The following is a 22,039-nucleotide window of genomic DNA, read 5'->3' as shown; positions in this document are numbered from 1 at the left end:
CGGCCCGGGGGCGCCCGCGCGCCCCCGGCTCGCGGTGGCTTCCCCGGAGCCGGTTCGTATCGCGTACCCGCTCGTTGAGTGCAAGCGGAAGCCCATACCCCAAGACCTACTGGAGAACCTCGTGATGGCCGATGTCACGCTGCCGGTGATCGTTCTCTCCGACCCCGATCCGCTCCGTCGGCACGAGACGGCCGAGCTGGTGCAGAGCTGGTACCGCACGTCCTTCCGTGTCCTGCAGGTCGCAGGCCCGGCGGAGGTGGTCCGCGCCCTGAGGTCACTGGCCGAGCGGAAGGTACCCGTCGCGGCCGTGCTCGCCGACGAGGCCCCCGACCCCGGTGCCGCGCACCCCGGCGTGCGCTGGCTGTCGCTGGCCGAGCACACCGGCGTCGTGCCCGACGCCCCCGCCGGGGCGGTCCGCAGCGACGAGAACCCGGCCGCGGACCTCCGGGGCGCGCTCGACGACTCCCTGTGCGGGTGGAACGCCGACTGCCACGGTGATCTGCCGACCGCCGAGGTGCGCGGCAGCCGCTCCTCACCCGCCGCCTACGCGGTACGCGACTTCCTCGGCCGCAGCGGCGTGATCTTCCGCTGGCTGCGCGAGGAGGAGGACGTACGGGACGCCCCGGTGACCGTCCGCCTGGGCGACGGCACCGAGATGGTGAACCCTTCGGTCAGCGAGCTGGCCGAGCGGCTCGGACTCGTCCGGCCGGCCGCGCAGGACCACTACGACGTCGCGGTGATCGGCGGTGGCCCCGGAGGCCTGTCCGCGGCGGTGTACGCCGCTGCCGAGGGCATGAGCGTGGTCGTGATCGAGGACGACGCGCCCGGCGGACAAGCGGGATCGACCTCACGGATCGAGAACTACCTCGGGTTCCCCGTGGGCCTCACGGGTGGTGATCTCGCCCAGCGGGCCCTGCAACAGGCCCGCAGGGCCCGCGTCGAGTGGCAGCCCACCCGGGTGGCCGGCCAGGTGACCCCGACGGGCACGGGCGACCACACCGTCGAGTTCGCCAAGGCGGGTACCGACGAGAAGGCCTCGGTGACAGCGGCCGCGGTGGTGGTCGCCACGGGCGTGGACTGGAACCGCCTGGCGGCTCCCGGTGTCGAGCGTCTGCTCAACTCCGGCGTGTACTACGGAGCATGCCTGTCCGACGCCCCCTCGGCCGTGGGGGAGGACGTGTACATGGTCGGTGCGGGGAACTCCGCCGGACAGGCCGCCCTGTACTTCGCGCGCTACGCCCGCTCCGTCACCTTGCTGGTACGGGGCGCCGACCTCGGCGCTTCCATGTCGAGCTACCTGGTGCAGCGCATCGAGCGGACCCCCGGCCTGCGGGTCCTGCTGGGCACCGAGGTGACCGAGTGCCTCGGCGGGACCGCTCTGACCGGGCTCACGCTGCGGTCCCGCGACGCCGGAGAGCGCACCGTCTGCGCGCACAGCCTGTACGTCCTGATCGGCGGCCACCCGTCGACAGACTGGCTCGGCGGCATGCTGAAGCTCGACGACCGCGGCTACGTCCTGACCGGGACCGGCGTGGCCGGCGTGGCTGGCGCGACCGGCGGGGTCGGCCCGGACGCGCTGCCGATGGAGACCAGTGTGCCCGGAGTGTTCGCCGTCGGCGACGTGCGGTCCGGATCCGTCAAGCGGGTCGGCGCCGCCGTGGGTGAAGGGGCCGCGGTGGCCCAGAGCCTGGTCGAGTACCGGCGGCGGCACCCGGACCGCTTCCGGGACGCGCGAGCGGCCTGCGTCTTCTGACGACACCGACCGGATGCGTCAGAGCGCGGGGCCCTCAGTGCGCGGATACTCTGGGAAGTGTGATCGAGCCTGGACGGCCGCGGTTCCGCAGGCGCCCCGGCCCGGGAACACTTGTTCGGCTGTCGCCGGTCATCCTGACCGTCGTCATCGCCAGCCTGGCCTACACCACTCCGCCGGAACTGGCCTTCAGCCGCCTCCTGCCCGCGGCGCCGGCCCTCGCCGCCGCCATGTGGCCGGTGCTCCCCACCGTCCTGCTCGGAACGGTCTGCCTCCTCCTGATGATCGGCCTCAGCCTCGTCTTCCCCGACCTGGGGACGTGGTGGACGGCCGCGGGGATCATCGCGGTCACCGTGGCCGCCGCGTACGGAAGCCACGTCCGGCTCCAGCGGGAGCGCACGCTCTTCCAGGTACGGCTCGTCGCCGACGCGGCGCAGCAGGTGGTGCTGAGCCCCCTGCCGCGTCGCATCGGCCGCATCGAGATCGAGTCCCTGTACCTCGCGGCCGCGGCGGAGGCCCGCATCGGCGGGGATTTCTACGAGGTGGTCGACACGCCGTACGGGGTCAGGCTGCTCATCGGTGACGTGCGGGGCAAGGGCCTGCCGGCCGTGGGGGCGGCCGCGGCGATCGTCAACGCCTTCCGGGAGGCGGCCTACGGCGAGACCGACATGATCGACGTCGCACGCAGGCTGGACGCCAGCAGCACCCGTTACAACGCCGGCTTTCCCCCCGAGGGGCCGATGGAGCGCTTCGCCACGGCCCTCCTCGCCGAGATCCCGCACGAGGGCCGGCACATCGACATCCTCAACTGCGGACACCCTCCGCCACTGCTCCTGAACCGCGGGAAGGTCAGTGTCCTGGAGTCGGCCACCCCATCGCCCCTGCTCAGCCTCGCGGAGCTGATCGGGGATCACTACAACGTCGACACCTTCGACTTCGCCCCCGGCGACCTGCTGCTCCTCTACACCGACGGGATCGCCGAGGCCCGCGCCCGCGACGGCGAGTTCTTCCCGCTGGCGGCCTGGATGAGCCGACAGCCCCCGACACCGCCCCGCGAACTGCTCACGGCTCTCCACCGCGATCTCCTCCGCTACAGCAGGGGCCGCCTCGACGACGACATCGCCGCCATCGCCGTACGCCTGTGTACGTCCTGAGACCCGGTGCTCAGCTCCCCGTCGGGGCCGCCTTCGGCGGGTTGAGGAGGCCCTCCGGGGGGCCCAGGGTGACGGGGGCGTCGGCGGGCTTGAAGGTGTGCATGACCCGTATCTGGGCGCCCGAGCCGCCGATGTGCGTGAGTTTCATGGTCACCTCGAACCAGGTGATCCGCTTCTGCTCGTCCAGTCGCAGGTCGACCGTGACCTCGTTCGGGCTGTGGTCCGGGAAGGCGCTGGTCAGCATGGAGTTGCCGGCCGCGGACATGCTCATGGAGTTCATGACGACGTGGAATTCGCGCCCGTCGGCCCCGGAGCTGGTGAAGGAGTCGAGGGCTCCGGGGGTGAAGGCCGCCAGCAGCCGGGCGGTCATCAGCGGGTTCGCGGCGCGCGCCCGCCAGGCCACGGTGCCCATCTCGTCGGCCGTCTTCGCCAGCTGCCCCTGCGACATGGCCACCCAGGCCGGCTTGCCCGTCTGGTCGACGGCCCTCCAGTACCGGACGTACGTCTGCCCGCCGGCGTACCGGGCGGAGTCGGTGTGCCCGTCCTCCGTGAACTGCATCTCGTACGACCCGCCCACGGCGGCCTCCGCCCCGTCCCCCCGGTACCGGCCGGTGCCGGGGAGCGGGCCCGGGACGCTGCCGTCCATGCCCTTCGGCGGGGTGAACAGCAGCTCGGAGGTCACGCCGGGGGAGTCCAGCAGGGCCTGGCCGGCGGCGTGGACGGTGTCCAGGTTCTTGACCTCGGCCGCCGTCAGACAGATCGTGACGCCCTTGGGCATCTTGCAGGTGGACTCGCCGGAGCAGGACGACAGCGTGGCGAGAGCCAGAACGGCCGCCGCCGCCCACGCCGAACGCCGGAAGAAGGCAGCAGACATGTGTGTGTTCGGTTCCCCGTGTGTGGTCGATCCGGGGAAACCCGAAGCACCCTGTCCCCCCGGCCAAGTCCCGCCAGGCTACCGGACCTGCGGTGCGGTGGTGAGCAGCAGGTCCGCGCGGCCGTCGCCGTCGGCATCGCCCGTCCGGCGCCCCGGCCGGCCCTGTTCGTTCCACACCATCAGCAGGGGACTCCGTAGCGGCAGGGCACGGGTCAGTCCCCTGCGGATTCGGGCGGTCGACGCAGTTCGAGGAGGGCCACCGCGATCTTCACCGCGGTCGAAATCGTCAGGGCCTGGAGAAACGGCATACCCATGAGCCACAGGGCCACCATCATGATCGTGAGCACCATGAACGCCGGCAGCAGATTCGTCCGCCTGATCACGGTCCGCAGATGCCCTGCTCGGCTCCGCGGCTGATCCGCCCTTCCGTCCGGGTGCCCGTTGACGTCTGTCTCCTCGGCCTGTGCCATTGGCTGCCGCCCTTCCTCGCGCGCGTCTCCGGCCGCCAGCCTCGGGTTCGAGCCGTCGGACGGCCACCGCTGCCCCCCGTCCCCACCCCCATCCGATGGACAGGTTCACCTGACCGGGCCGCCATCCCTGTGCGTGTGGAGCTTGACCGGGCGTCGGCATCCCGGCGCAGCTGACTTCCCGGATCCACGAACGCCTAGGACACGGTTCATGAACCGCCCCCTGACGGGCCGGAGCGTCAGGTGCCGAGCGTCACGTTGCACCGCTCGATGGCGAGCGAAGGCGGGCCACGAGCTGGTGCGCGTACTGATCCTCCGGCCCAAGGGCATCGACCGCTCGATGCGCCTCCTGGACCCGACCCGTGCCACAGATGGTTGTCGTGTGCGTAGGAATCGGCGGAGAAGCACTCGGCGTGGGCGCTCACCACCGCGATAGCCGCATCCCAATCCCCGAGCTGTTCCGCTGCCCGGGCACGATCGAACCACTCCATGGGACGAGTGTCGCGTAGCGCTGCCTGGTACGTCGCGCAGCGGCTCGTCGACCGAGATCGAAGGCAGGCTGCTCGGAAGGTACATGGGAGCCCCCTTTGCGGCGGAGCCCGATCTAGGATGAGTTGGGCACCGTACAGAGAGGGATTCCATGCTCGGCTGGAACGTTTCGATCTACATACCCACCCCGGAGCAGATGCAAGACCTCAAGGACAGCGGGCACCACGACTACAGCGGTACGCAGGGCCTCGCCTACTGGACTACGACCAGCATGCTGGGGTGGCTGCACGAGCTCGAGATGCAGGGGAAGGCCCGGAAGATTCTCGACTCCGGCTACCCGCTGCGCTACACCGCCCGCGCCCGCGACGTGCTGCCACTTCTGGCTGACGAAGCGCTCCTCGGCATGGGTGTATGGCCCCACACAGGCAAGTCCCTGTATCCCGACCGGATCGCTGCGTGCCCCGGGGACCAGCTGCTGATCATCGACGCGATGGACCAGTCCTGAGCAAGCCGCTCGCACCACAGGCGGATCCGCTGCCTCGAACCGGCTGCGCGCGGACCGGCGGAGTGCGCGCCCGGCACGGCCGGCACATCCGCCGGATCGTGGCCAGGGCGACCCGGCGTTCCCCTGGAACCTCTGCCAGGTAGCGGCGGCCGGCCTCCGCCGGGTACGGGGGCCGGCGCAGACCTACACCCGAGTACGGGCCGCGGCACAGCTCACAGGATGGGCTGAGTTGCCTCGACAGTGGCGATGGCACGGCGGCAGGCGTCGCGGAACGGGATGAAGCGAGCTTTGGTGTCCTTCCAGCTCGACGCCCGGCTGCTGCGGGTGCTGAAGTCACCGAACAGGCTCGCCCGGAGCTCGTAGGTCATCTCCAGCTGCGCGCCCTGCCGGAGCATCGTCCTGTTGCAGGGGTTGTTCGTGTGGTCGCCGTTGAGGTGGCCGAGGCTCTCCACCCCCGATTCCTGCGGCTTCATGGCGTCGATGGCCTGGAACCCGGCCGCACGCAACTCCGCCACCAACGCCTCCCGCAGCGGAGTGGAGAGCCCGCCCACGACCACTGCCTTCGGATCGATCTCCTTCGGCGGCCAGGTCAGATTGGTGATGAACGGGATCTGCTCCGCCTTGCAGCCGTGCAGGCTCAGTACGTTGAGGCTGCTGGCGGCCATCGACAGCGCGACGTGGTCGTCGCAGTTCTGGGCCGTGACGTGCAGATCGGCGTTCTTCTGCCCGTCCGGAGCGCTCGCCGACCGCAGCCCCTCGAACATCCAGTAGTCGTACGTGGCTACGCCGGGCTCTGCCTTCAGCGTCCCCGGGTCGTACCCGGCGATGCCCAGACACAGTTCGGAGGTCCCCATCTCGATGCCGCCGCCGTGCAGCGCCATGACCGTGGTGCGGGCGTACGGGAACCTGTTCGGCAGTTCCGTGTCGGTCAGCTCGTGGCGCTTGTAGCGGCGACCGAAATCGATGCCCTCGCGCCCCGCCAAGTGGCGGTACAGATGGTTGTTGGTGAAGTACTCCGCCCCGGGCGCCGGTGGCCCGTCCGGCGGCGGCGTGGTCGCCGCGTACGCCGGCGTCCCGCCGAGCTGCGCGAGCAGGGGGGCGCCCGCCGTGGCCGCGGCCAGGGCGGTCAGCAGGGTACGGCGACGGGTGGCGGGTGCCCCGGAGGCACCGGGCTGCGAGACAGGATCCATGAGCGGAAAGGTAGCCATGCCCCGCGCCCCCGTTGTGGTCGCCCCCCGCCCTGTGACGGGGGGCGACCTGGCCGGTATGGGTGAGGAGTTGAGGCCGGCGGAGGGTGTGTCTTCACCCGGTGCTGGTTCCGGGGTCAGCGCCGACGGCACCGTGGCGGCCGTGAGGATCAGGCGGACTTGCCGCCCTGGGCCTCGACGGCCACGTCCTGCCAGTCCGCCCAGGCCTTGAGCCGGTCGGCGTAGGCCTGCGGGATCAGCTCGTTGCCCTGGGTGCCGAAGAAGACGCGCAGCGGCGGGTTGTCGGAGTCGACGACCTTCAGCAGCGCGCCGGCGGCGGCGGCCGGGTCGCCGAAGTCGAGGGTCTGCATGAACGCGCCGAGGGCGTCCCGTACCCCGTCGTACACGGCGAGGGGGTCGACGGAGACGGCGGAGGCGCCGCCCCAGTCGGTCGCGTACGCGCCGGGCTCGACGAGGGTGACCTTGATGCCCAGGCCGGCGACCTCCTGGGCCAGGGCCTCGCTCAGGCCTTCGAGCGCCCACTTGGAGGCGTGGTAGCCGCCGACGAGCGGCCAGGCGACGACGCCGCCGGTGGAGGAGATCTGCACGATGTGGCCGCTGCCCTGTGCGCGCAGGTAGGGCAGGGCGGCCTGGGTGACCCACAGGGCGCCGAACAGGTTGGTCTCCAACTGGTCGCGCAGCGCCGGCTCGGTCAGCTCCTCAACGGCGCCGAACAGGCCGAATCCGGCGTTGTTCACGATGACGTCGAGGCGGCCGAAGTGCTCCTGGGCCTGCTTGACCGCGGCGAACACCGCTTCCCTGTCGGTCACGTCCAGCCTCAGCGCGAGGACGGAGTCGCCGTAGGAGGCCACCAGGTCCTTGAGGGTCTCGGTGTCGCGGGCCGTCGCGGCGACCTTGTCACCGCGCGACAGGGCAGCCTCGACGTACTTCCGGCCGAAGCCGCGGGAGGAACCGGTGACGAACCAGATCTTGCTCATGATGTGCTCCATACGCGAAGAATTCGAAAGTGACGGGTCGGCCGTGCCAGCCGGGCCGGCCGGCACGGTGGGGAAAACAGGGCCAGGGCAGGGGCGGCGTGCCGCTCGCCGACTGCCGGGCGGGTCAGTGTCAGTCCCGCGAGCCGCGCTCCTCCACCGCCTGCGCGAGCTCGTCAGGACGGATCGCGAAGTCCGCGGGGAACATGGCGATGCCTAGCTTCATGGGTGGGTTCTTCCTTCATGCCGGAGCGTGGTCGAAGGCACCTCGTGGCGCTTCTTCGGTTTTAACCCTAGGGACTTGAGAAGAGACCCTCCATGGCAGAAACGATCCAGAAATTGCCGGATCGTCTCATCGGCCCGTCATAAATGTGCTGCCACATATAGGCTGCGCGGTATGGATGTACTCGCCGACGTACTGGCCACCACCGGAATCAACGGGGTCCTGCTCGCCCAGCTGCGCTCGCGCGGCCCAGGCTGGGGCTGCGCGTTGGAACAGCAGAGCACCGCCGGCTTCCACCTGGTGGCCGAGGGGACCTGCTGGCTGCGCGTCGCGGGGCAGCCGCCACTGCAACTGGTGCCGGGAGACGTGGTCCTGCTGCCGCGCGGCGAACCACACAGCCTGGTGGGCGCCCCGGAGGAGTCCGCCGTGCCGTACGCCGACCTGGAGGCCGCCCACCCCCCGGGCCGCGAGGGCGTCGTCGACCTCGGTGGCGTGGGGGCCGTCGTACGCATCGTCTGCGGCAAGTTCAGCTACGAAGGGGACACCACCCGGCACCCGGTGCTGTCCGCCCTGCCGGCCGTGATCCACGTCCCCGGCATGAGCGCCGACCCGGAACTGCAGGGCGTCATCCGGCTCCTGATCGCGGAGACCACCCGCACGCGGCCCGGAGCACGCGTCGTGGCGGCTCGCCTGACCGACGTCCTGTTCGTCCAGGTCATCCGCGCCTGGCTCGACCTCGCCGATGCGGACGCCGACGCTGGCACCGGATCCCGGCAGCGCTCCTGGCTCACCGCGCTGCGCGACCCGCGGATCGGCGCCGCGCTCTCCCTGGTCCACGAGACGCCGCAAGCCCCCTGGACGGTGGAGGGCCTGGCGCGCGAGGTGGCGATGTCACGCCCGGCGTTCGCACGCCAGTTCAGGGAACTGGTCGGCGCCGCCCCGCTCGCGTACGTGTCCCGGCTGCGCGTCGACCGGGCCGCCCGCCTGCTGCGCGAGACGGACGATCTGGTCGGCGACATCGGCGAAGCCGTCGGCTACGCCTCCGAATTCACCTTCTCCCGCGCCTTCTCCCGGGAACTGGGCATCGCTCCCGGCCGCTACCGGCGTGCCGCCCAGGCACAGCCCGCCACCTGAGCCGCCGCGGGGCGCCGAGACCCTCACGCTCCGGCCTTGGGACCGGAGCGGCTGCCGGCGCCCGGGCTGTCCGCGACCGGCGGCCGATGGCGGCCGGACGGCAGGGCGCGCACCCGTCGCTCGTGTGATGAACGACGACGGCGTGCGCACCCCGGCCCGGTCGGCTCAGTTGACGTTGACCGCCTTCCACGCGGCGGCCACCTGCTGGTACTCGGCACCGGTCGATCCGTACAGGTCGGCCGTCGCCTGCAGGGTCGCGGTGCGCGCTCCCGCGTAGTTGGTGGTCGAGGTCATGTACGTGGAGAGCGCCTTGTACCAGATCTTGTAGGCCTTGGTGCGGCCGATGCCGGTGACCGTCGAGCCGTCGTAGGTGGGCGAGTTGTAAGCCACGCCGTTGACGGTCTTCGCGCCGCTGCCCTCGGAGAGCAGGTAGAAGAAGTGGTTCGCGACGCCCGAGGAGTTGTGGACGTCGAGCCGGCCGACCGTCTTCGACCAGTAGTCCGCGGAGGCCCCGTCCTTGCTGGGCTTGTCCATGTAGCGCAGCGGCGTGCCGTTGCCACGTATGTCGATCTTCTCGCCGATGAGGTAGTCGCCGGGGTCGGCGGAGTTGTTGGCGAAGAATTCGACGGACGTGCCGAGGATGTCGCTGGTGGCCTCGTTGAGGCCGCCCGATTCACGGCTGTAGTTCAGCTTGGCGGTGGCGGCGGTCAGGCCGTGGCTCATCTCGTGGCCCGCCACGTCCAGCGAGGTGAGCGGCTTGGAGTTGTTGGCGCCGTCGCCGTACGTCATGCAGAAGCAGCCGTCGGACCAGAAGGCGTTGACGTAGGCGTTGCCGTAGTGGACTCGGGAGTAGGCGGCCTTGCCGTCTCCGGCGATGCCGTTGCGGCCGAGCTCCGTCTTGTAGAAGTCCCAGGTCACCGCCGCACCGTAGTGGGCGTCGACGGCGGCGGTCTGACGGTTCGCCGCGGTTCCGTCGCCCCAGGCGTCGTCGGCGTCGGTGAAGAGGGTGCCGGTGGCGGTGGACGTGGCGCCGTTCAGGTCGTACGTCTTGTGCCCGCCGCGGGCGGCGTCGCTCAGGCTGTACGCGGATCCGCTCTGGGTGGTGCCGATTGGGACGGTGCCGGAGTACCCGCTGGTGCCGGTTCCGGTGTCGATGGCTTCGTACGCGTAGAGCTCGGCGCCGGTGGCGGCGTCGGTGACGACGTGGCGCTCGCTGGGCGTGCCGTCGGCCTGGGTCCCGGTGACGACGGCCTCGTAGGCGAAGACGGGGGTGCCGGTCGCGGCCCATACGACCTGGCGGGCGCCGGCGGGCGCGGCCTTCAGGGTGCGGGCGGCGCCCGGGGCGATGCGCGCCTCGTTGGCCTTGGTGGTCTTGCGGGCGCCGTTCTTCTTCTGGTGGACGACCAGGTCGCCGCCGAGCACGGGCAGTCCGGCGTAGGTGCGCTCGTAGCGGGTGTGCACGGTGCCGTCGGCGTCCTTGATGACGTCGCGGGCGACGAGGCCTTCCTCGTCGGCCAGGCCGATGGCGCGGGCGGTGTCGGCCGCCGAGGTCTGCGCGGTGGCGATCGCCTGGGCGCGGGCGCCGGCGGACTGGGTGATCGCGGTCGCACCCTCCTCCCGCTCCGCGGCGGCGCTGGCCGAGCCGCTCTGGGTGGCGATCACGACCATCGCCGCGGAGGCGACGACAGCGGCGGTGCGCAGCACACGGGTGCGGTTGCGGTTGCGGAGTGTGGGGGTGGAGGACATGGGGTGGGTCACTCGCTCTCCTTCAGTTGCCGTGGGGGCGACGGCGACATTGCCAGGAAGGAGCGTTCGATTGACAGGTATGCAACAAGGATTTGACCTGTTGTTGTCCGGAGAGAGGGTCGTGATGTTCGCTCAACGACCAAAAGATGCGCAAAAAGGACTGCCCCGGCGGGAGTTGGCCGAGAACTGGCAGGGCCTGGACTCTGGCCAAACGCACCGGCCGTACGCCAGGATCACACCCCGCCGACAAGATCCCGTCTCAGGAGGACACCCCCATGCCTCGCCGCACCCCCCGCGGGCTGACCGCCGCAGCAACCGTCACCGTGGCGCTGGCCACCCTGGGCGGACCGGCCTCGGCCGCCTCCGAACCGGCCCAGGGCCCGGCCGCTCAGCCGCCCCTGGCCCGCATCTTCATGGTCAACCCCGTCCAGTCCTCCGGTGACCAGACACTCGCCGACGCCAAGGACGCCGCCGGCGCCGTGCCCGCCTCCGCCTACGCGACGGCCGCCCTGCGCAACCTGGACGGCAGCGGCAAACTGTCGGGGAAGTGGGCGTACGTCAGGTCCGACACCGGACCTTCGGCCAACTCCGCGCAGGCGGGCTCGTACAACCGCGCCGACGACCGGTTCGAGCAGGTCATGGCCTACTTCTGGGTCAACGAGGCGCAGGAGTACCTGCAGGGCCTCGGCTTCGGCACCGACCTCCCCGGTGCCAACGACCGTCCCCAGCCGGTCCGCATCAACCAGTGGGGCGCCGACAACTCGTTCTTCACCGACAAGAAGGACGAGATCCGCTTCGGCAAGGGCGGGGTGGACGACGCCGAGGACGCCGAGGTGATCATCCACGAGTACGGTCACGCCGTGCACAACGCCCAGGTCCCCGGCTTCGGCACCTCCCCGGAGGCGGGCGCGATCGGCGAGGCCTTCGGCGACTACCTGGCCGTCGAGGTCGGATCCCACGCGGTCGCGGCCAACGGCTGGCCGCAGGGCGCGGACCCGGCCTGCGTCGCCGACTGGGACTCGGTCCCCTACAGCACCGCCCCGCACTGCCTGCGCCGCATCGACGGGAACAAGGTGTACGCGGACCGGGTGGGCGAGGTCCACGCCGACGGCGAGATCTGGTCGCGTGCCCTCCTCGACATCCGGCGCGCGCTGGGGGCCCGTACGGCCGACCGCATCATCGTCAACGCCCAGTTCGGCTTCGCACCGGACACCACCTTCCAGGCCGCGGCCCTGAAGACGATCGCCACGGCGGAACGCATGTACGGCAAGCCCGCGGCGGACGCCGTCCGCACTGCCTTCCAGGCCCGCCAGATACCCGGCGTCGTCTGACCCCCGCGCCGGGCCCGTCCGGGCGTCGTACCCGCCGGGGTGCGGGCGCCCGGTCGGTCTGCGCCGACTGGAGCAGACCCATGGGCGAAATCAAGCCTTTCGGCTGGTTTCCGCCTCTATCTGAGATGGCTGGTTCTCGTCAGACTCGGATGGAGGCGAGCCGTTGTGTCGGCGGTCGTCGACGACGCCGAAGGAGCCGGCATGGCCAAGGAAAATGGCGGATTCCCGTATCCGGAAAGTCACCTGATCGGGCTCCAGAAAAACCAGAAATCCGGCGGCTTTCACTTCGTCATGCCCGGGCTGGGGAAAAAAGGGGTCGATACGGCCACCAGTGCGACCTTGGCCGCCTTCTACGGCATCCTTGAGGCCAAGGAGAAGCTGCCGAAGGCCTCCATGTCGATCAAGTTCATCGGCTTCGTTGCGGGCAAGCACGTAGCGGGAATGGCCATCGACATTGTTGTGTCGCAGCTGTTTGACACCGCGCTCGCCGATTCGCTGCGTACGATTGGTGGCGTCAATCTCGGGGCGGCACTCGAAGAGCTCGAAGACGCCAACAGCGAGCCCAAGAACAGCGGCAAGAAGCGCCATCGTCTGCTCGCGCAAGGCCATCTCGGGGTGGTGTTCCAGGCCGCCGAGAAGGAGGCCGCGTTCCTCAAGGGAAAGCTGCTGCCCCACACCGATCGCAGGGCCGAGGTGCATCGCAAGGCGGCGCTCGTCGCAGCCGCCATCGCGCTCATCAATCAGGACGCCGGAATGCGGGCAGCGGTCAAGTGGGCCGACAAGGCGAAGCTTCACTTCGACCGTTACGACGCCCTGGCTGGCAAAACCGACCGGCGGGTCCTGGAGCGGATGAACCGCAAATGGGACGAGCTCCAGTCCGGCCAGTCGCTGCTCGTCATCCACCCCACCCGAAGCGTTAATGTGGGGCCCAATTGGGTCTTGCGCCGTACCGCGATCCTGGACCTCGAAGAAGACAGGTATCCGGTTCAGCAACGCCTCCGCGTGCTGGGGGAAGAACGGTCTCGCTTCGAGGAGTTCTATCAGGCCCTTACGCGCTGACCCCTGCGCCCTGCGGCCTCTCCCCGACCCGGTACCGCCAGGACGGGGAGATCCGCCGGGAGTTCACCGGAACCGGGGTCAGCCGTAGAACGGCCCCGGGTGGGTCCACGACGTCGAGCCGAAGACGTACGGGTCGTCGATGGAGACCCGCAGGTTGGTGACCTTCAGGCCGTACTGCGACGGAGTCGTGCCGGCCGGGCAGTTCACCGTCTCCGCCGGGAAGTTGACGAAGAACTGCGGTCCGAACTCCCTCGACGGGTCCTGGCGGTGTGCCTGGACGAGGTAGCCGGCCGAGGTGGTGTAGTACGTGGCGGTCAGTGGCATCCCGGTGGTGCGGACGACGGTGTCGTCCTTGTGGTCGAAGCCGCCGTCCGGGCGGACGCAGCGGAAGGTGCGCGCCGTGTCGGCGGAGGCCTCGAAGGAGGTGGACGCGGGCGAGGCGCCGGCCTGGTAGCCCGGCAGGTCCCGGACGTGGTGCAGGGTCGCGCTGAGCTTGAAGCCGCCGCAGCCGGGGGTCGGGTCGAAGTCGTGGTAGATCAGCTGGCACTTGTGCGGGCCCCAGGCGTCATCGGCGTCCGGGACGTACGGCTGGGGCACGACGGCCCCGTGGAACCGCACGGTCAGCGAGACCCCGCCGGGCGTGGCCGCCGGGATCTCGACCGTCTCCGAGGCGTGGGCCACTACGCTCGGGCCGACGAGGACGAGTGCCGTCCCCGCGAGGAAGGCGGGGACGAGCCGGGACAACAGCGAGGTGTAGGGCAGGTGGAAGCGTGCCATCTGGTGGTTCCCCCCTGGACCAGTGAATGGTGTCGAACACGGGGACCCTAGCGGCGGAGGGGGAGCTTCGGCAGTGTGCCTCGGCTCCGGAGACCCCACGACCGTTTCAGCTGTTACGGGCCAACGGCTGCCCGGCGAAGCTCACCCCTGCCAGGCCATGGGCCATGAGGTTGCGAATGTTGCTGTGATCAGTGTCGTTCGGCGTCGCCAGCACGCTGCGATAGTGCTCACCGAATGCCTGCAGCGCCTCTTGGTCACTCAGCCCTTCCAGCAGGGCCAGTCCCAGCGTCTTGCAGGAACCCTCGTTCTCACCTGCGGCATTTTCCAGGTCCCCGTTGCGGAACGCCTGCGGCTGATACGCGTAGTGCGCGGCGACGAAGGCCAAGGTGTCGGCGAACTCGTGCTCACCGGACGCAAGGCTTGCCCGCAGCGAGTTCAGATCAGTCATGGTGGTTCCCCAGGGTTGAACAGACGATCCGATTGCCGTCCGTGACCGGACGACGATACCGCCCGTAAGGCCAGCCGGAACGAGCGGCATCACCGCAGGTCACGATGTGAGACCGGGTGATCCGGGTCGGGCGGCGGCGTTGTCAGTGCCGGGCAGGATGATGACCTTCATGACCGAAAACAGTGCTCTGCTCTCTCCTGCCGCCTACGCGGAGGCCGTGACCACCGCCGTGGCGGCGTCGGCCGCGTACTACGGCGACGGGACCACCCCGCTCGGTGACGACGAGTACGACGGGCTGCTGCGCGCCATCGCAACCTACGAGCAGGCCCACCCGGACGAGGTGCTCGCCCAGTCTCCGACCGGGAAGGTGGCGGGCGGGGCCGTGCAGGGTGACGTGCCGCACTCGGTGCCGATGCTCTCCCTCGACAACGTCTTCGACGCCGACGAGCTCACCGAGTGGGCCGCAGGGCTGGAACGGCGTCTCGGGCACCCCGTGTCCGGGTGGTGTGTGGAGCCGAAGCTCGACGGCCTCGCGGTGGCCGCCCGGTACCGGGGTGGCCGGCTCGTTCAGATCCTCACCCGCGGCGACGGCCTGGCCGGCGAGGACATCACCCACGCCGCCGACGCCGTCCTCGGACTGCCGCCGGTACTCACCGAGCCGATCGACGTCGAATTGCGCGGCGAGGTACTGCTGACGACCGCGCAGTTCGAGGAGGCCAACCGGATCCGGCTCGCCCACGACGCCACGCCCTTCGCGCACCCGCGCAGCGGAGCGGCCGGCACCCTGCGGGCCAAGGACCGCCCCTACCGGATCGAGTTGACCTTCTTCGCCTACAGCGCGATCGGCCTGGACGACCTCGGCCACGTCGCTCTGCTGGAGAAGCTGGCCGCACTCGGCGCGAACACGGCCGCCGCCACGGACGTCGCCCCGATGCGGTGCGAGACCCTGGAGGAAGTGCAGGAACGTATCGACGTGATCGCCGGCATGCGCGCAGACCTGCCGTTCGGGATCGACGGAGTCGTCGTCAAGGCCGACACGGCCGAGGACCAGCGGCAGGCCGGCAACGGCTCGCGCGCCCCGAGGTGGGCGGTGGCCCGGAAACTGGCGGCCGAACACAAGGTGACGCGCCTGCTGGCGGTGGAGTGGAACGTCGGCCGAACCGGGATCATCGCCCCGCGCGCTGTCCTGGAGCCCGTGGTCATCGACGGGGTGACGGTCACCTACGCCACGCTCCACAATCCGTCCGACATCACCCGTCGCGGGCTCATGATCGGCGACCAGGTGTTCGTGTACCGGGCCGGCGACGTGATCCCCCGGGTCGAGGCACCGCTGGTCGACCAGCGCACCGGCGCCGAGAGCCCGATCGTCTTCCCCGAGGCGTGCCCCCGCTGCGGCGACGCGATCGACACCTCCGAGCAGCGGTGGCGGTGCGTGCGCGGCCGGAGCTGTCAGGCCGTGGCCTCGGTGATCTACGCGGCCGGCCGGGACCAGCTCGACATCGAAGGTCTCGGCGGCACGCGCGCGGTCCAGCTGGTGGAGGCCGGTCTGGTCAAGGACGTCGCCGACCTGTTCACGCTGACCCGCGAGCAGCTCCTCGGTCTGGAACGGATGGGCGAGACCAGCGCCGCCAACCTCCTGGCCGCGATCGAGACCGCCCGCGGGGCCGCACTGAGCCGCGTGTTCTGCGCCCTCGGCGTCCGAGGCACCGGGCGCACGATGTCCCGCCGGATCGCCGCGCACTTCGGCTCGATGGCCGCGATCCGGGCCGCCGACGCGGACACGCTGGCCGGGGTCGACGGCATCGGCACCGAGAAGGCCCGCGTCATCGCGGCCGAACTCGTCGAACTCGCCCCGCTCCTCGACAAACTCCAGGCCCAGCAGGTCGGCACGCAGGTCACCGAGCCGCAGAAGCCCGCGACCGAAGCGACCGACGCGACCGAAGCGACCGACATGACCGACGGCGAGGCCCCGGCGGGCGGCCCGCTGGCCGGGCAGGCCGTCGTGGTGACCGGCTCCATGACCGGCCCCCTCGCGGTGTTGTCCCGGAACGAGATGAACGAGCTGATCGAGCGGGCCGGCGGAAAGGCATCGTCGTCGGTGTCCAAGCGCACCACCCTCGTGGTGGCGGGCGAGAAGGCCGGCTCCAAGCGCACCAAGGCCGAAGAACTGGGCATCCGCATCCTCGACCCCGAGGAATTCGCCGTCCTCGTCGCCGGTCTCCTCCCCACCACCTAGGACGCCAGCCCTCGGGTGGTCCGGACCCGGTCCTGGCCGGTCAGCGGGCGAGGGAGACGGCGAAGGGCTTGAAGCCGTGTCGGCGCAGGATGTGGGGCACGACCAGGATCATGGCCTCGGTGGCGCGGGCCGTGGTGATGTCGCCGAGGTCCTCGATCCGTTCGGGCTGCCAGCCCAGGTCGCCGAGCAGGCCGGTGACGGTCTTCTTCGCGTGTTCGTCGTCGCCCGAGAGATAGGCGGTCGGTGGCGTGGCAAGGGTTTCGGGGGCGGTCATGACCATGAAAAGCATGGTGTTGAGGGTCTTGACCACATGGGTGTCGGGGAGCGCGGCCTGGAGCTTCTCGGCGAGGCTGCTGCCGGGATGGCACAGGTCGCCGGGCAGGCCGTCACCGTCGGCGCGGGTGGCGTTGGAGACATCGATGAGGATCTTTCCGGCGAGTTCGGCGCGCAGGTCGGTGAGGCGCTCCAGGGAGCTGTCGCCGGGCGTCGCGTTGATCACGATGTCCGCGGTGCGGGCGGTGGTGCGCTGGTCGGCGAAGGCGATCCGCGGGCCGAGCCCGGCGGTGCGGGCGGTGGTGCCTTCGGCGCTCCGGCCGCCGAGGGTGACATGGTGTCCGGCTGCGGAGAGCTTGCCGGCGAGGTTGGTTCCGACGCGGCCGGCGCCCAGGATGCCGATGCTGGTCATGCGGTGATGCTCCTTGCGGTATCGGGGTGGGGAAGAGTGGAGACGTCCGGTCAGGCGATCGGCGAGAGGACCTTGAGGGCGGCGCCGTGGATGCCGGGGGCGGCGGCCAGGAAGTCGCGGCTGCCGGTGTTCCAGGGTTCGCCCGCCAGGTCGGTGACGGTGCATCCGGCCTCGGAGACCAGCAGGGCGCCGGCGACCAGGCCGGAGCGGACGTCGGAGAACTGCCAGAACGCGTCCATGCGTCCGGCGGCGACGTGGATGAGCTGCATCGTGGCGGGAACGGACACGCGCACGACCAGGCCGTTGACGAGCATCGCGGTGACGGAGTCACCGATCCGCCGGAAGGTGCGCTCGTCCTCGCCGGGCTTGGCCTGACCGGTGCCGATGAGCGCGGCGCCCAGGTCGGTCTTCGCGGACACCTTCAGGGGCCGGCCGCCCAGGCGGGCACCGCCGCCGGCGACCGCGGTGTAGGTGTCGCCGGTCAGCGGAAGGTGGACGACGGTGAGTACCGGCTGGTTGTCGCGGACCAGGGTGGCGGTGACGGCCCAGTCGTCCATGCCGTGTACGTGGTTGATGTTGCCCTCTGCGGGGTCGACGACCCACCACTCCCCGGGCGGGAGCGCGCCGCCGGCCAGCTCGTCCTCGGCCCACTGCGACCCCGGCCGGGCCCGCAGCAGTGGTTCCCGCAGCACGTCCAGCACCGCGTCGTCGTTGGCGTGGATCTCACCCACGACCTCGTCCAGACTCACGCCCCGGGCGTGCGAGGTGTAGCGGTCGCGCAGCGTGACGCCGGCGGCCTCGACCGCAGCGCTCACGTCGGACAGGAGCGTCGTACCGGCGTCGAAAGGCATGGCTGTGCTCATGGCGGGCCCCTGGGGGATCGGTGGAAGTAGAAGCGGGGCGGTCGTCTCGCCCCCGCACTTCGAAGGTAGGCCGCCCAACAATTAACAACAAGTGCATGCTTGACACTCGTAGAGTTACTGCCATGCAACTGGATCTGAACCTGCTCACGGCCCTGGACGCCCTGCTGGAAGAGGGGAGCGTCGCCGGCGCCGCTGCACGCCTCCACGTCACCCCACCGGCGATGAGCCGCTCCCTGGGCCGCATCCGCAAGGCCACCGGTGACCAGATCCTGGTCCGCACCGGCCGCAGCATGGTCCCCACCACCCGCGCGCTGGCCATGCGCGCCCAGGTCCACGCCCTCGTGCAGCAGGCCCACCAACTTCTCTCCGCGCAGCAGGAACTCGACCTGACGGCTCTGGACCGGGTGTTCACCGTGCGCTGGCACGACACCCTGACCGCCGCATGCGGCACCGCATTGACCACGGCCGTCCACCACCAGGCCCCCGGAGTCCGGCTGCGCCTGTCCGCCGAACCCGGGACGGACGACGCCGAGCTGCGCCGGGGTGAGGTCGACCTCGAATCCAGCTCCACCACTCCGACGCTCCCCGACATCCGCCACCGCCTCGTCGGCAAGGACCAGCTGGTCGTCGCCGTCCGACCGGGCCACCCGCTCACCGCGGGCCCGCTGAGCCTGGAGCGTTACGCGGCCGCCGAACACCTCACCGTTTCGCGGCGCGGAAACCTACGCGACCCGATCGACGACGCCCTGACCACACGCGGCCTCGAACGACGCGTCGTCGCCGCCGGTCCCACCGCCGCCTTCGCCCTGCGACTCGCCCTCGACACCGACCTGGTCGTCACCCTCCCCGACGCGGTCACCCGCACGGCCCGGGAACAACTCGGCCTGACCACACTCCCGCCGCCGCTCCCGCTGCCCGACGTCCCCCTGTACCTGCTGTGGCACCAGCGCTACGACAACGACCGCGCCCACACCTGGCTGCGAGACCTGGCCACCGAAACCGTCCGGGCACTGTTCACACCACCGACCGCCTCTCGACAGCCCCTCACCCACCGGACCGGGCCGTGACGGATACGCCCGGGAGGAAGACCCGCGGCAGCTGACGCCCGTTCGACTCGCGCCGGCCTCACGTACGGCTCGGCTGGATCATCTTCCGGCCCGCGGTGCTTCCGCCGTCCACGGTGATCGACGCACCCGTCATGTAGGGGAAGTCGTCGGACGCGAGCCCGAGCACCGCGCGCGCGATCTCCTCGGCTTCGGCCATCCGTTCGAGACCGTCGACGTTGAGCGGTCCCCACGCCTGCTTGTACTTCGCCCAATCCGCGTCCGGGATTCCCGGCGGGCGGACGAAGGGGGTGTCGGTGGTGCCGGGCAGCAGGGCGTTGAGCCTGATTCCCTTGGGTCCGTACGCGAGGGCCGCGGACTTCACCATGCCCTGCACCGCCCGCTTGCTCGCGGTGTACGCGGCGCTGTTCGGCCGCGCCTGTTCGGCCGCTGACGACGAGGTGCAGATGATGACGCCGCGCTGCGCCTTGAGCATGTGCGGAATCTCGTACTTGATCGCGAGGAACACTCCCCGGGCGTTGGTGGCCTGGACGTCGTCCCACTCCTCGACGCTCATCTCATGGGGCAGTTTGCCGCTGCCGATGCCGGCGTTGTTGAAGGCGACGTCGATGCCGCCGTAACGGCTCGCGACCCGGTCCACGAAGCCGCGGACTTGGGCGTCCACGCGGACATCGGCCTCGATGTACGTGGCTTCGCCGCCCGCGTCCCGGATCTCGCGTTCCACCTGGCGCCCCAGCTCGGCTCGTCTGCCGCAGAATCCGACATGGGCGCCCTCAAGGGCGAACGCCTTCGCCGCCGCCCTGCCTATGCCGGATGTGGCACCCGTGATGAGCACGGACTTTCCCTGGAAGCGGCCGGTCTTGGTGTGGGACCTCGACTGGGCGCCGGCCGCGTGGGCAGTGGTGCCGAAGGCCGCGCTCCCCAGCCCCAGAGCGGCCGCACCACCGAGGAGGGACCGCCGCCCCATGGCGGTGGGTTCTGCGTCTGCGTTTGCGTCTGCGTTGGCACTCGTGGCCGTATGCGCATTGGTATCCATGACGATCACCCTCGCCCCCCGACCCGGGTTCCCGACTCCCTCCACGGGCCGGACATCGCGGCCGGTGGGAGGAGGTGGCCTCCTCCCACGGCAGGACCCGGGCGTACGGGCGTCCGCCTATCGTGGGGGTGTGAACAGAGCCTGGATCGAGCCCGCGTTCGACAGAAGATTCGCCGGCATGCGGATCCTGGCGCTCGCCGGCGTGATGGTCGGCTATTTCCTGCTGCTGCAGCGGCCGTCCGGGGCACGGGACTGGAGCCTCGCCGCAGCCGGGCTCGTGCTGTGCCTGGCCGCGGGGAAATGGGTGTTCGGTGCGCTCCTGGCGCAGTCGGTCCTGCTCGTCGCCGCACACACGCTGGGCGCGAGCATCGTTCCTTCGCTGAAGGTGCTGGCCGCCGTCACTCTCTTCGAGCTGGCGGTGCAGCAGTCCGGACGCCGCCTCACCGCCGGGGCGACGGGACTGGCACTCGCCGTCGCCGTGAACCGCTTCGAAGACCTGCCCGGCGAACTCCTGCCGGTGCTCTACAAGATGGGCATCGTCGCAGGCCTGCCGCTGCTCCTGGGCGCGTACGTACGCGTGACCCGCGACGCCGCGGTGCATGCCCGTCAACACGCGGAACAGCAGGAGCTCCGCGCCGAACAACAGCTGCTGGCCGCCCGCGCGGCGGAGCGCACCACCATCGCGCGCGAGTTGCACGACCTCGTGGCCCACCACGTCTCCTCCATGGTGCTGCGCGTCGGTGTTGCCCGGCACGTCACCGCGGCCACCGGCACCACTGACCCGCGGATCACCGAAGTCCTCGACGACCTGCACGCCAGCGCCGGCGCGGCACTGACCGATCTGCGGCGCCTGGTCGCCCTACTGCGAGCCCCGGACCCGACCGGTCCCGACACCGGCTCCCTGGTCGAGCCCGGAGCTCTGCCGACGGCCTTGGAATCGGTGGTGGAACACAGCCGCCAGACCGGCCTGACCGTGACCGCTTCCGTGGATCCCCGCGTCGCGCGGCTCGACGCGGTACGTGGCCTCGCGGTCCTCCGCCTGGCCCAGGAGGGCCTGGCCAACGCGGCCAAACACGGCGGGCCCGGCGCACACGCCGAGCTGACCGTGCGGGTGGCCGATGACGCCGTTCACGTGACGATCCACGACGACGGCGCCGGAAGGGCCCGGCCACCGGCCTCCGGCCCTTCCGGACACGGCTTGATCGGCATGCGTGAACGCGTGGACCTGCTCGGCGGCCGACTGGATGCGGGCCCCGCCACTCAGGGCTGGCGGCTCACGGCCGAACTTCCCGCCTTCGCATCCCACATGGAGCCCCAGCTGTGATCCGCATCCTCGTCGTCGACGACCAGCAGCTCGTCCGTATGGGACTGCGCATGCTCTTCGAGCAGGCACAGGACATCGAGATCCTGGGCGAGGCGGCCAACGGCGCGGAGGCGGTACGACTGGCGGAACACCTGACTCCCGACGTCGTCCTCATGGACTTGAGAATGCCCGGCATGGACGGCATCACGGCCACCCGCCGCATCGTGACGGCACGCCCTGCCACCCGGGTCGTCGCCCTCACCACGTTCGACGACGACGACCATCTGTATCCGGTGCTCGCGGCCGGAGCCTGCGGTTTCCTCGTCAAGGACACCCCACCGGCCGAACTCCTGGAGGCCGTACGCCGGGCCGCCAACGGAGAGGCCCCCTTCAGCCGGGACGTCCTGGACCGCCTCGTCGCCCAGGCTCTCCACACCCGTTCCTCCTCGGACACCCCTACGGACATCCCGGTGCCGGCCATCACCCCGCGCGAGCGAGAGGTCCTCGGACTGCTCGGCGTGGGCCTGTCCAACAAGGAGATCGCCGACAGGCTGCATCTCGGGGTCACCACGGTGAAGACGCACGTGGCCAGCCTGATGGCGAAGACGGGCCGGGACAACCGCATCCGCCTCGCTGTCCTCGCCGTCCTCACCGGCATCACGCCGAACTGAGCCGCCTCTGCTCCGAGGCCGCCGCGCCAGGGCCCTGGTGCG

Annotated in this window: 20 protein-coding genes; 10 read left to right on the top strand and 10 right to left on the bottom strand. The window is 70.6% G+C overall.

Features of this window, described 5'->3' with window-relative positions:
* Positions 1–124 precede the first annotated feature (124 nt).
* Both OOK31_RS35865 and OOK31_RS35860 read left to right on the top strand, forming a co-directional pair.
* The gene (locus OOK31_RS35865) at positions 125–1,753 is read left to right on the top strand and encodes an NAD(P)/FAD-dependent oxidoreductase (RefSeq protein WP_267091617.1); all 1,629 of its coding nucleotides are present in this window, start codon (positions 125–127) and stop codon (positions 1,751–1,753) included.
* Between the two features lie 59 nt (positions 1,754–1,812).
* On the top strand, positions 1,813–2,904 hold the full coding sequence (locus OOK31_RS35860) for a PP2C family protein-serine/threonine phosphatase (protein ID WP_267091616.1): 1,092 nt from the start codon (positions 1,813–1,815) through the stop codon (positions 2,902–2,904).
* 10 nt (positions 2,905–2,914) lie between these two features.
* Here OOK31_RS35860 and OOK31_RS35855 read toward each other — a convergent pair whose 3' ends face one another.
* Both OOK31_RS35855 and OOK31_RS35850 read right to left on the bottom strand, forming a co-directional pair.
* A complete protein-coding gene (locus OOK31_RS35855; RefSeq protein WP_267091615.1) occupies positions 2,915–3,778 on the bottom strand; it encodes a hypothetical protein in 864 nt (287 codons plus the stop codon).
* 212 nt (positions 3,779–3,990) lie between these two features.
* Entirely contained in the window at positions 3,991–4,248 is a 258-nt protein-coding gene (locus tag OOK31_RS35850; RefSeq protein WP_267091614.1) for a hypothetical protein, read from the bottom strand.
* A 682-nt stretch (positions 4,249–4,930) separates the two neighbouring features.
* On the opposite strand from OOK31_RS35850, the gene OOK31_RS35845 reads away from it, so the two are divergent.
* Positions 4,931–5,239 (top strand): hypothetical protein, encoded by a 309-nt coding sequence (locus OOK31_RS35845; RefSeq protein ID WP_267091613.1) that lies wholly within the window; start codon positions 4,931–4,933, stop codon positions 5,237–5,239.
* 212 nt (positions 5,240–5,451) lie between these two features.
* Here the strand turns inward: OOK31_RS35845 and OOK31_RS35840 are convergent, their stop codons facing one another.
* Positions 5,452–6,429 (bottom strand): poly-gamma-glutamate hydrolase family protein, encoded by a 978-nt coding sequence (locus OOK31_RS35840; RefSeq protein WP_267091612.1) that lies wholly within the window; start codon positions 6,427–6,429, stop codon positions 5,452–5,454.
* Between the two features lie 167 nt (positions 6,430–6,596).
* Complete coding sequence (locus OOK31_RS35835) at positions 6,597–7,424, bottom strand: SDR family oxidoreductase (RefSeq protein ID WP_267091611.1); 828 nt, start codon at positions 7,422–7,424, stop codon at positions 6,597–6,599.
* A 394-nt stretch (positions 7,425–7,818) separates the two neighbouring features.
* On the opposite strand from OOK31_RS35835, the gene OOK31_RS35830 reads away from it, so the two are divergent.
* Positions 7,819–8,778, top strand: coding sequence for an AraC family transcriptional regulator (locus tag OOK31_RS35830; RefSeq protein WP_267091610.1), 960 nt, complete (start codon positions 7,819–7,821; stop codon positions 8,776–8,778).
* A 165-nt stretch (positions 8,779–8,943) separates the two neighbouring features.
* On the opposite strand, the gene OOK31_RS35825 is transcribed toward OOK31_RS35830, so the two are convergent.
* Entirely contained in the window at positions 8,944–10,524 is a 1,581-nt protein-coding gene (locus OOK31_RS35825; RefSeq protein ID WP_267091845.1) for a M4 family metallopeptidase, read from the bottom strand.
* 275 nt (positions 10,525–10,799) lie between these two features.
* Between OOK31_RS35825 and OOK31_RS35820 the strand changes: the two genes are divergently transcribed.
* Together OOK31_RS35820 and OOK31_RS35815 are read left to right on the top strand one after the other, a co-directional pair.
* Positions 10,800–11,855 carry a M4 family metallopeptidase gene (locus OOK31_RS35820; protein WP_267091609.1) on the top strand — a complete coding sequence of 352 codons (1,056 nt, stop codon included), beginning with the start codon at positions 10,800–10,802 and terminating at the stop codon, positions 11,853–11,855.
* 165 nt (positions 11,856–12,020) lie between these two features.
* Positions 12,021–12,914, top strand: coding sequence for a hypothetical protein (locus OOK31_RS35815; protein ID WP_267091608.1), 894 nt, complete (start codon positions 12,021–12,023; stop codon positions 12,912–12,914).
* 78 nt (positions 12,915–12,992) lie between these two features.
* Here OOK31_RS35815 and OOK31_RS35810 read toward each other — a convergent pair whose 3' ends face one another.
* Together OOK31_RS35810 and OOK31_RS35805 are read right to left on the bottom strand one after the other, a co-directional pair.
* Positions 12,993–13,691 carry a hypothetical protein gene (locus OOK31_RS35810; RefSeq protein WP_267091607.1) on the bottom strand — a complete coding sequence of 233 codons (699 nt, stop codon included), beginning with the start codon at positions 13,689–13,691 and terminating at the stop codon, positions 12,993–12,995.
* Positions 13,692–13,797: 106 nt separating this feature from the next.
* Positions 13,798–14,139 carry a HopJ type III effector protein gene (locus OOK31_RS35805; RefSeq protein WP_267091606.1) on the bottom strand — a complete coding sequence of 114 codons (342 nt, stop codon included), beginning with the start codon at positions 14,137–14,139 and terminating at the stop codon, positions 13,798–13,800.
* 160 nt (positions 14,140–14,299) lie between these two features.
* On the opposite strand from OOK31_RS35805, the gene ligA reads away from it, so the two are divergent.
* On the top strand, positions 14,300–16,375 hold the full coding sequence (gene ligA / locus OOK31_RS35800; RefSeq protein ID WP_267091605.1) for an NAD-dependent DNA ligase LigA: 2,076 nt from the start codon (positions 14,300–14,302) through the stop codon (positions 16,373–16,375).
* Between the two features lie 40 nt (positions 16,376–16,415).
* On the opposite strand, the gene OOK31_RS35795 is transcribed toward ligA, so the two are convergent.
* A complete protein-coding gene (locus OOK31_RS35795) occupies positions 16,416–17,060 on the bottom strand; it encodes an NADPH-dependent F420 reductase (RefSeq protein ID WP_267091604.1) in 645 nt (214 codons plus the stop codon).
* Between the two features lie 50 nt (positions 17,061–17,110).
* Positions 17,111–17,923: an inositol monophosphatase family protein gene (locus tag OOK31_RS35790; protein WP_267091603.1), complete on the bottom strand. Its 813-nt coding sequence runs from the start codon at positions 17,921–17,923 to the stop codon at positions 17,111–17,113.
* 122 nt (positions 17,924–18,045) lie between these two features.
* Between OOK31_RS35790 and OOK31_RS35785 the strand changes: the two genes are divergently transcribed.
* Positions 18,046–18,990, top strand: a complete 945-nt coding sequence (locus OOK31_RS35785) for a LysR family transcriptional regulator (protein ID WP_267091602.1) — start codon at positions 18,046–18,048, stop codon at positions 18,988–18,990.
* A gap of 58 nt (positions 18,991–19,048) precedes the next feature.
* Here the strand turns inward: OOK31_RS35785 and OOK31_RS35780 are convergent, their stop codons facing one another.
* A complete protein-coding gene (locus tag OOK31_RS35780) occupies positions 19,049–19,954 on the bottom strand; it encodes an SDR family NAD(P)-dependent oxidoreductase (RefSeq protein WP_267091601.1) in 906 nt (301 codons plus the stop codon).
* 199 nt (positions 19,955–20,153) lie between these two features.
* Here OOK31_RS35780 and OOK31_RS35775 point away from each other — a divergent pair, with 199 nt between their 5' ends.
* Both OOK31_RS35775 and OOK31_RS35770 read left to right on the top strand, forming a co-directional pair.
* Entirely contained in the window at positions 20,154–21,347 is a 1,194-nt protein-coding gene (locus tag OOK31_RS35775) for a sensor histidine kinase (protein ID WP_267091600.1), read from the top strand.
* Entirely contained in the window at positions 21,344–21,997 is a 654-nt protein-coding gene (locus OOK31_RS35770; protein WP_267091599.1) for a response regulator transcription factor, read from the top strand. Before OOK31_RS35775 ends, OOK31_RS35770 begins: the two co-directional genes overlap by 4 nt.
* Positions 21,998–22,039 lie beyond the last annotated feature (42 nt).

Source organism: Streptomyces sp. NBC_00249 (genome assembly GCF_026342355.1).
GTDB lineage: Bacteria > Actinomycetota > Actinomycetes > Streptomycetales > Streptomycetaceae > Streptomyces.
Note: the sequence above shows the minus strand (reverse complement) of the source record. Positions and strands in the feature narration are given on the sequence as shown.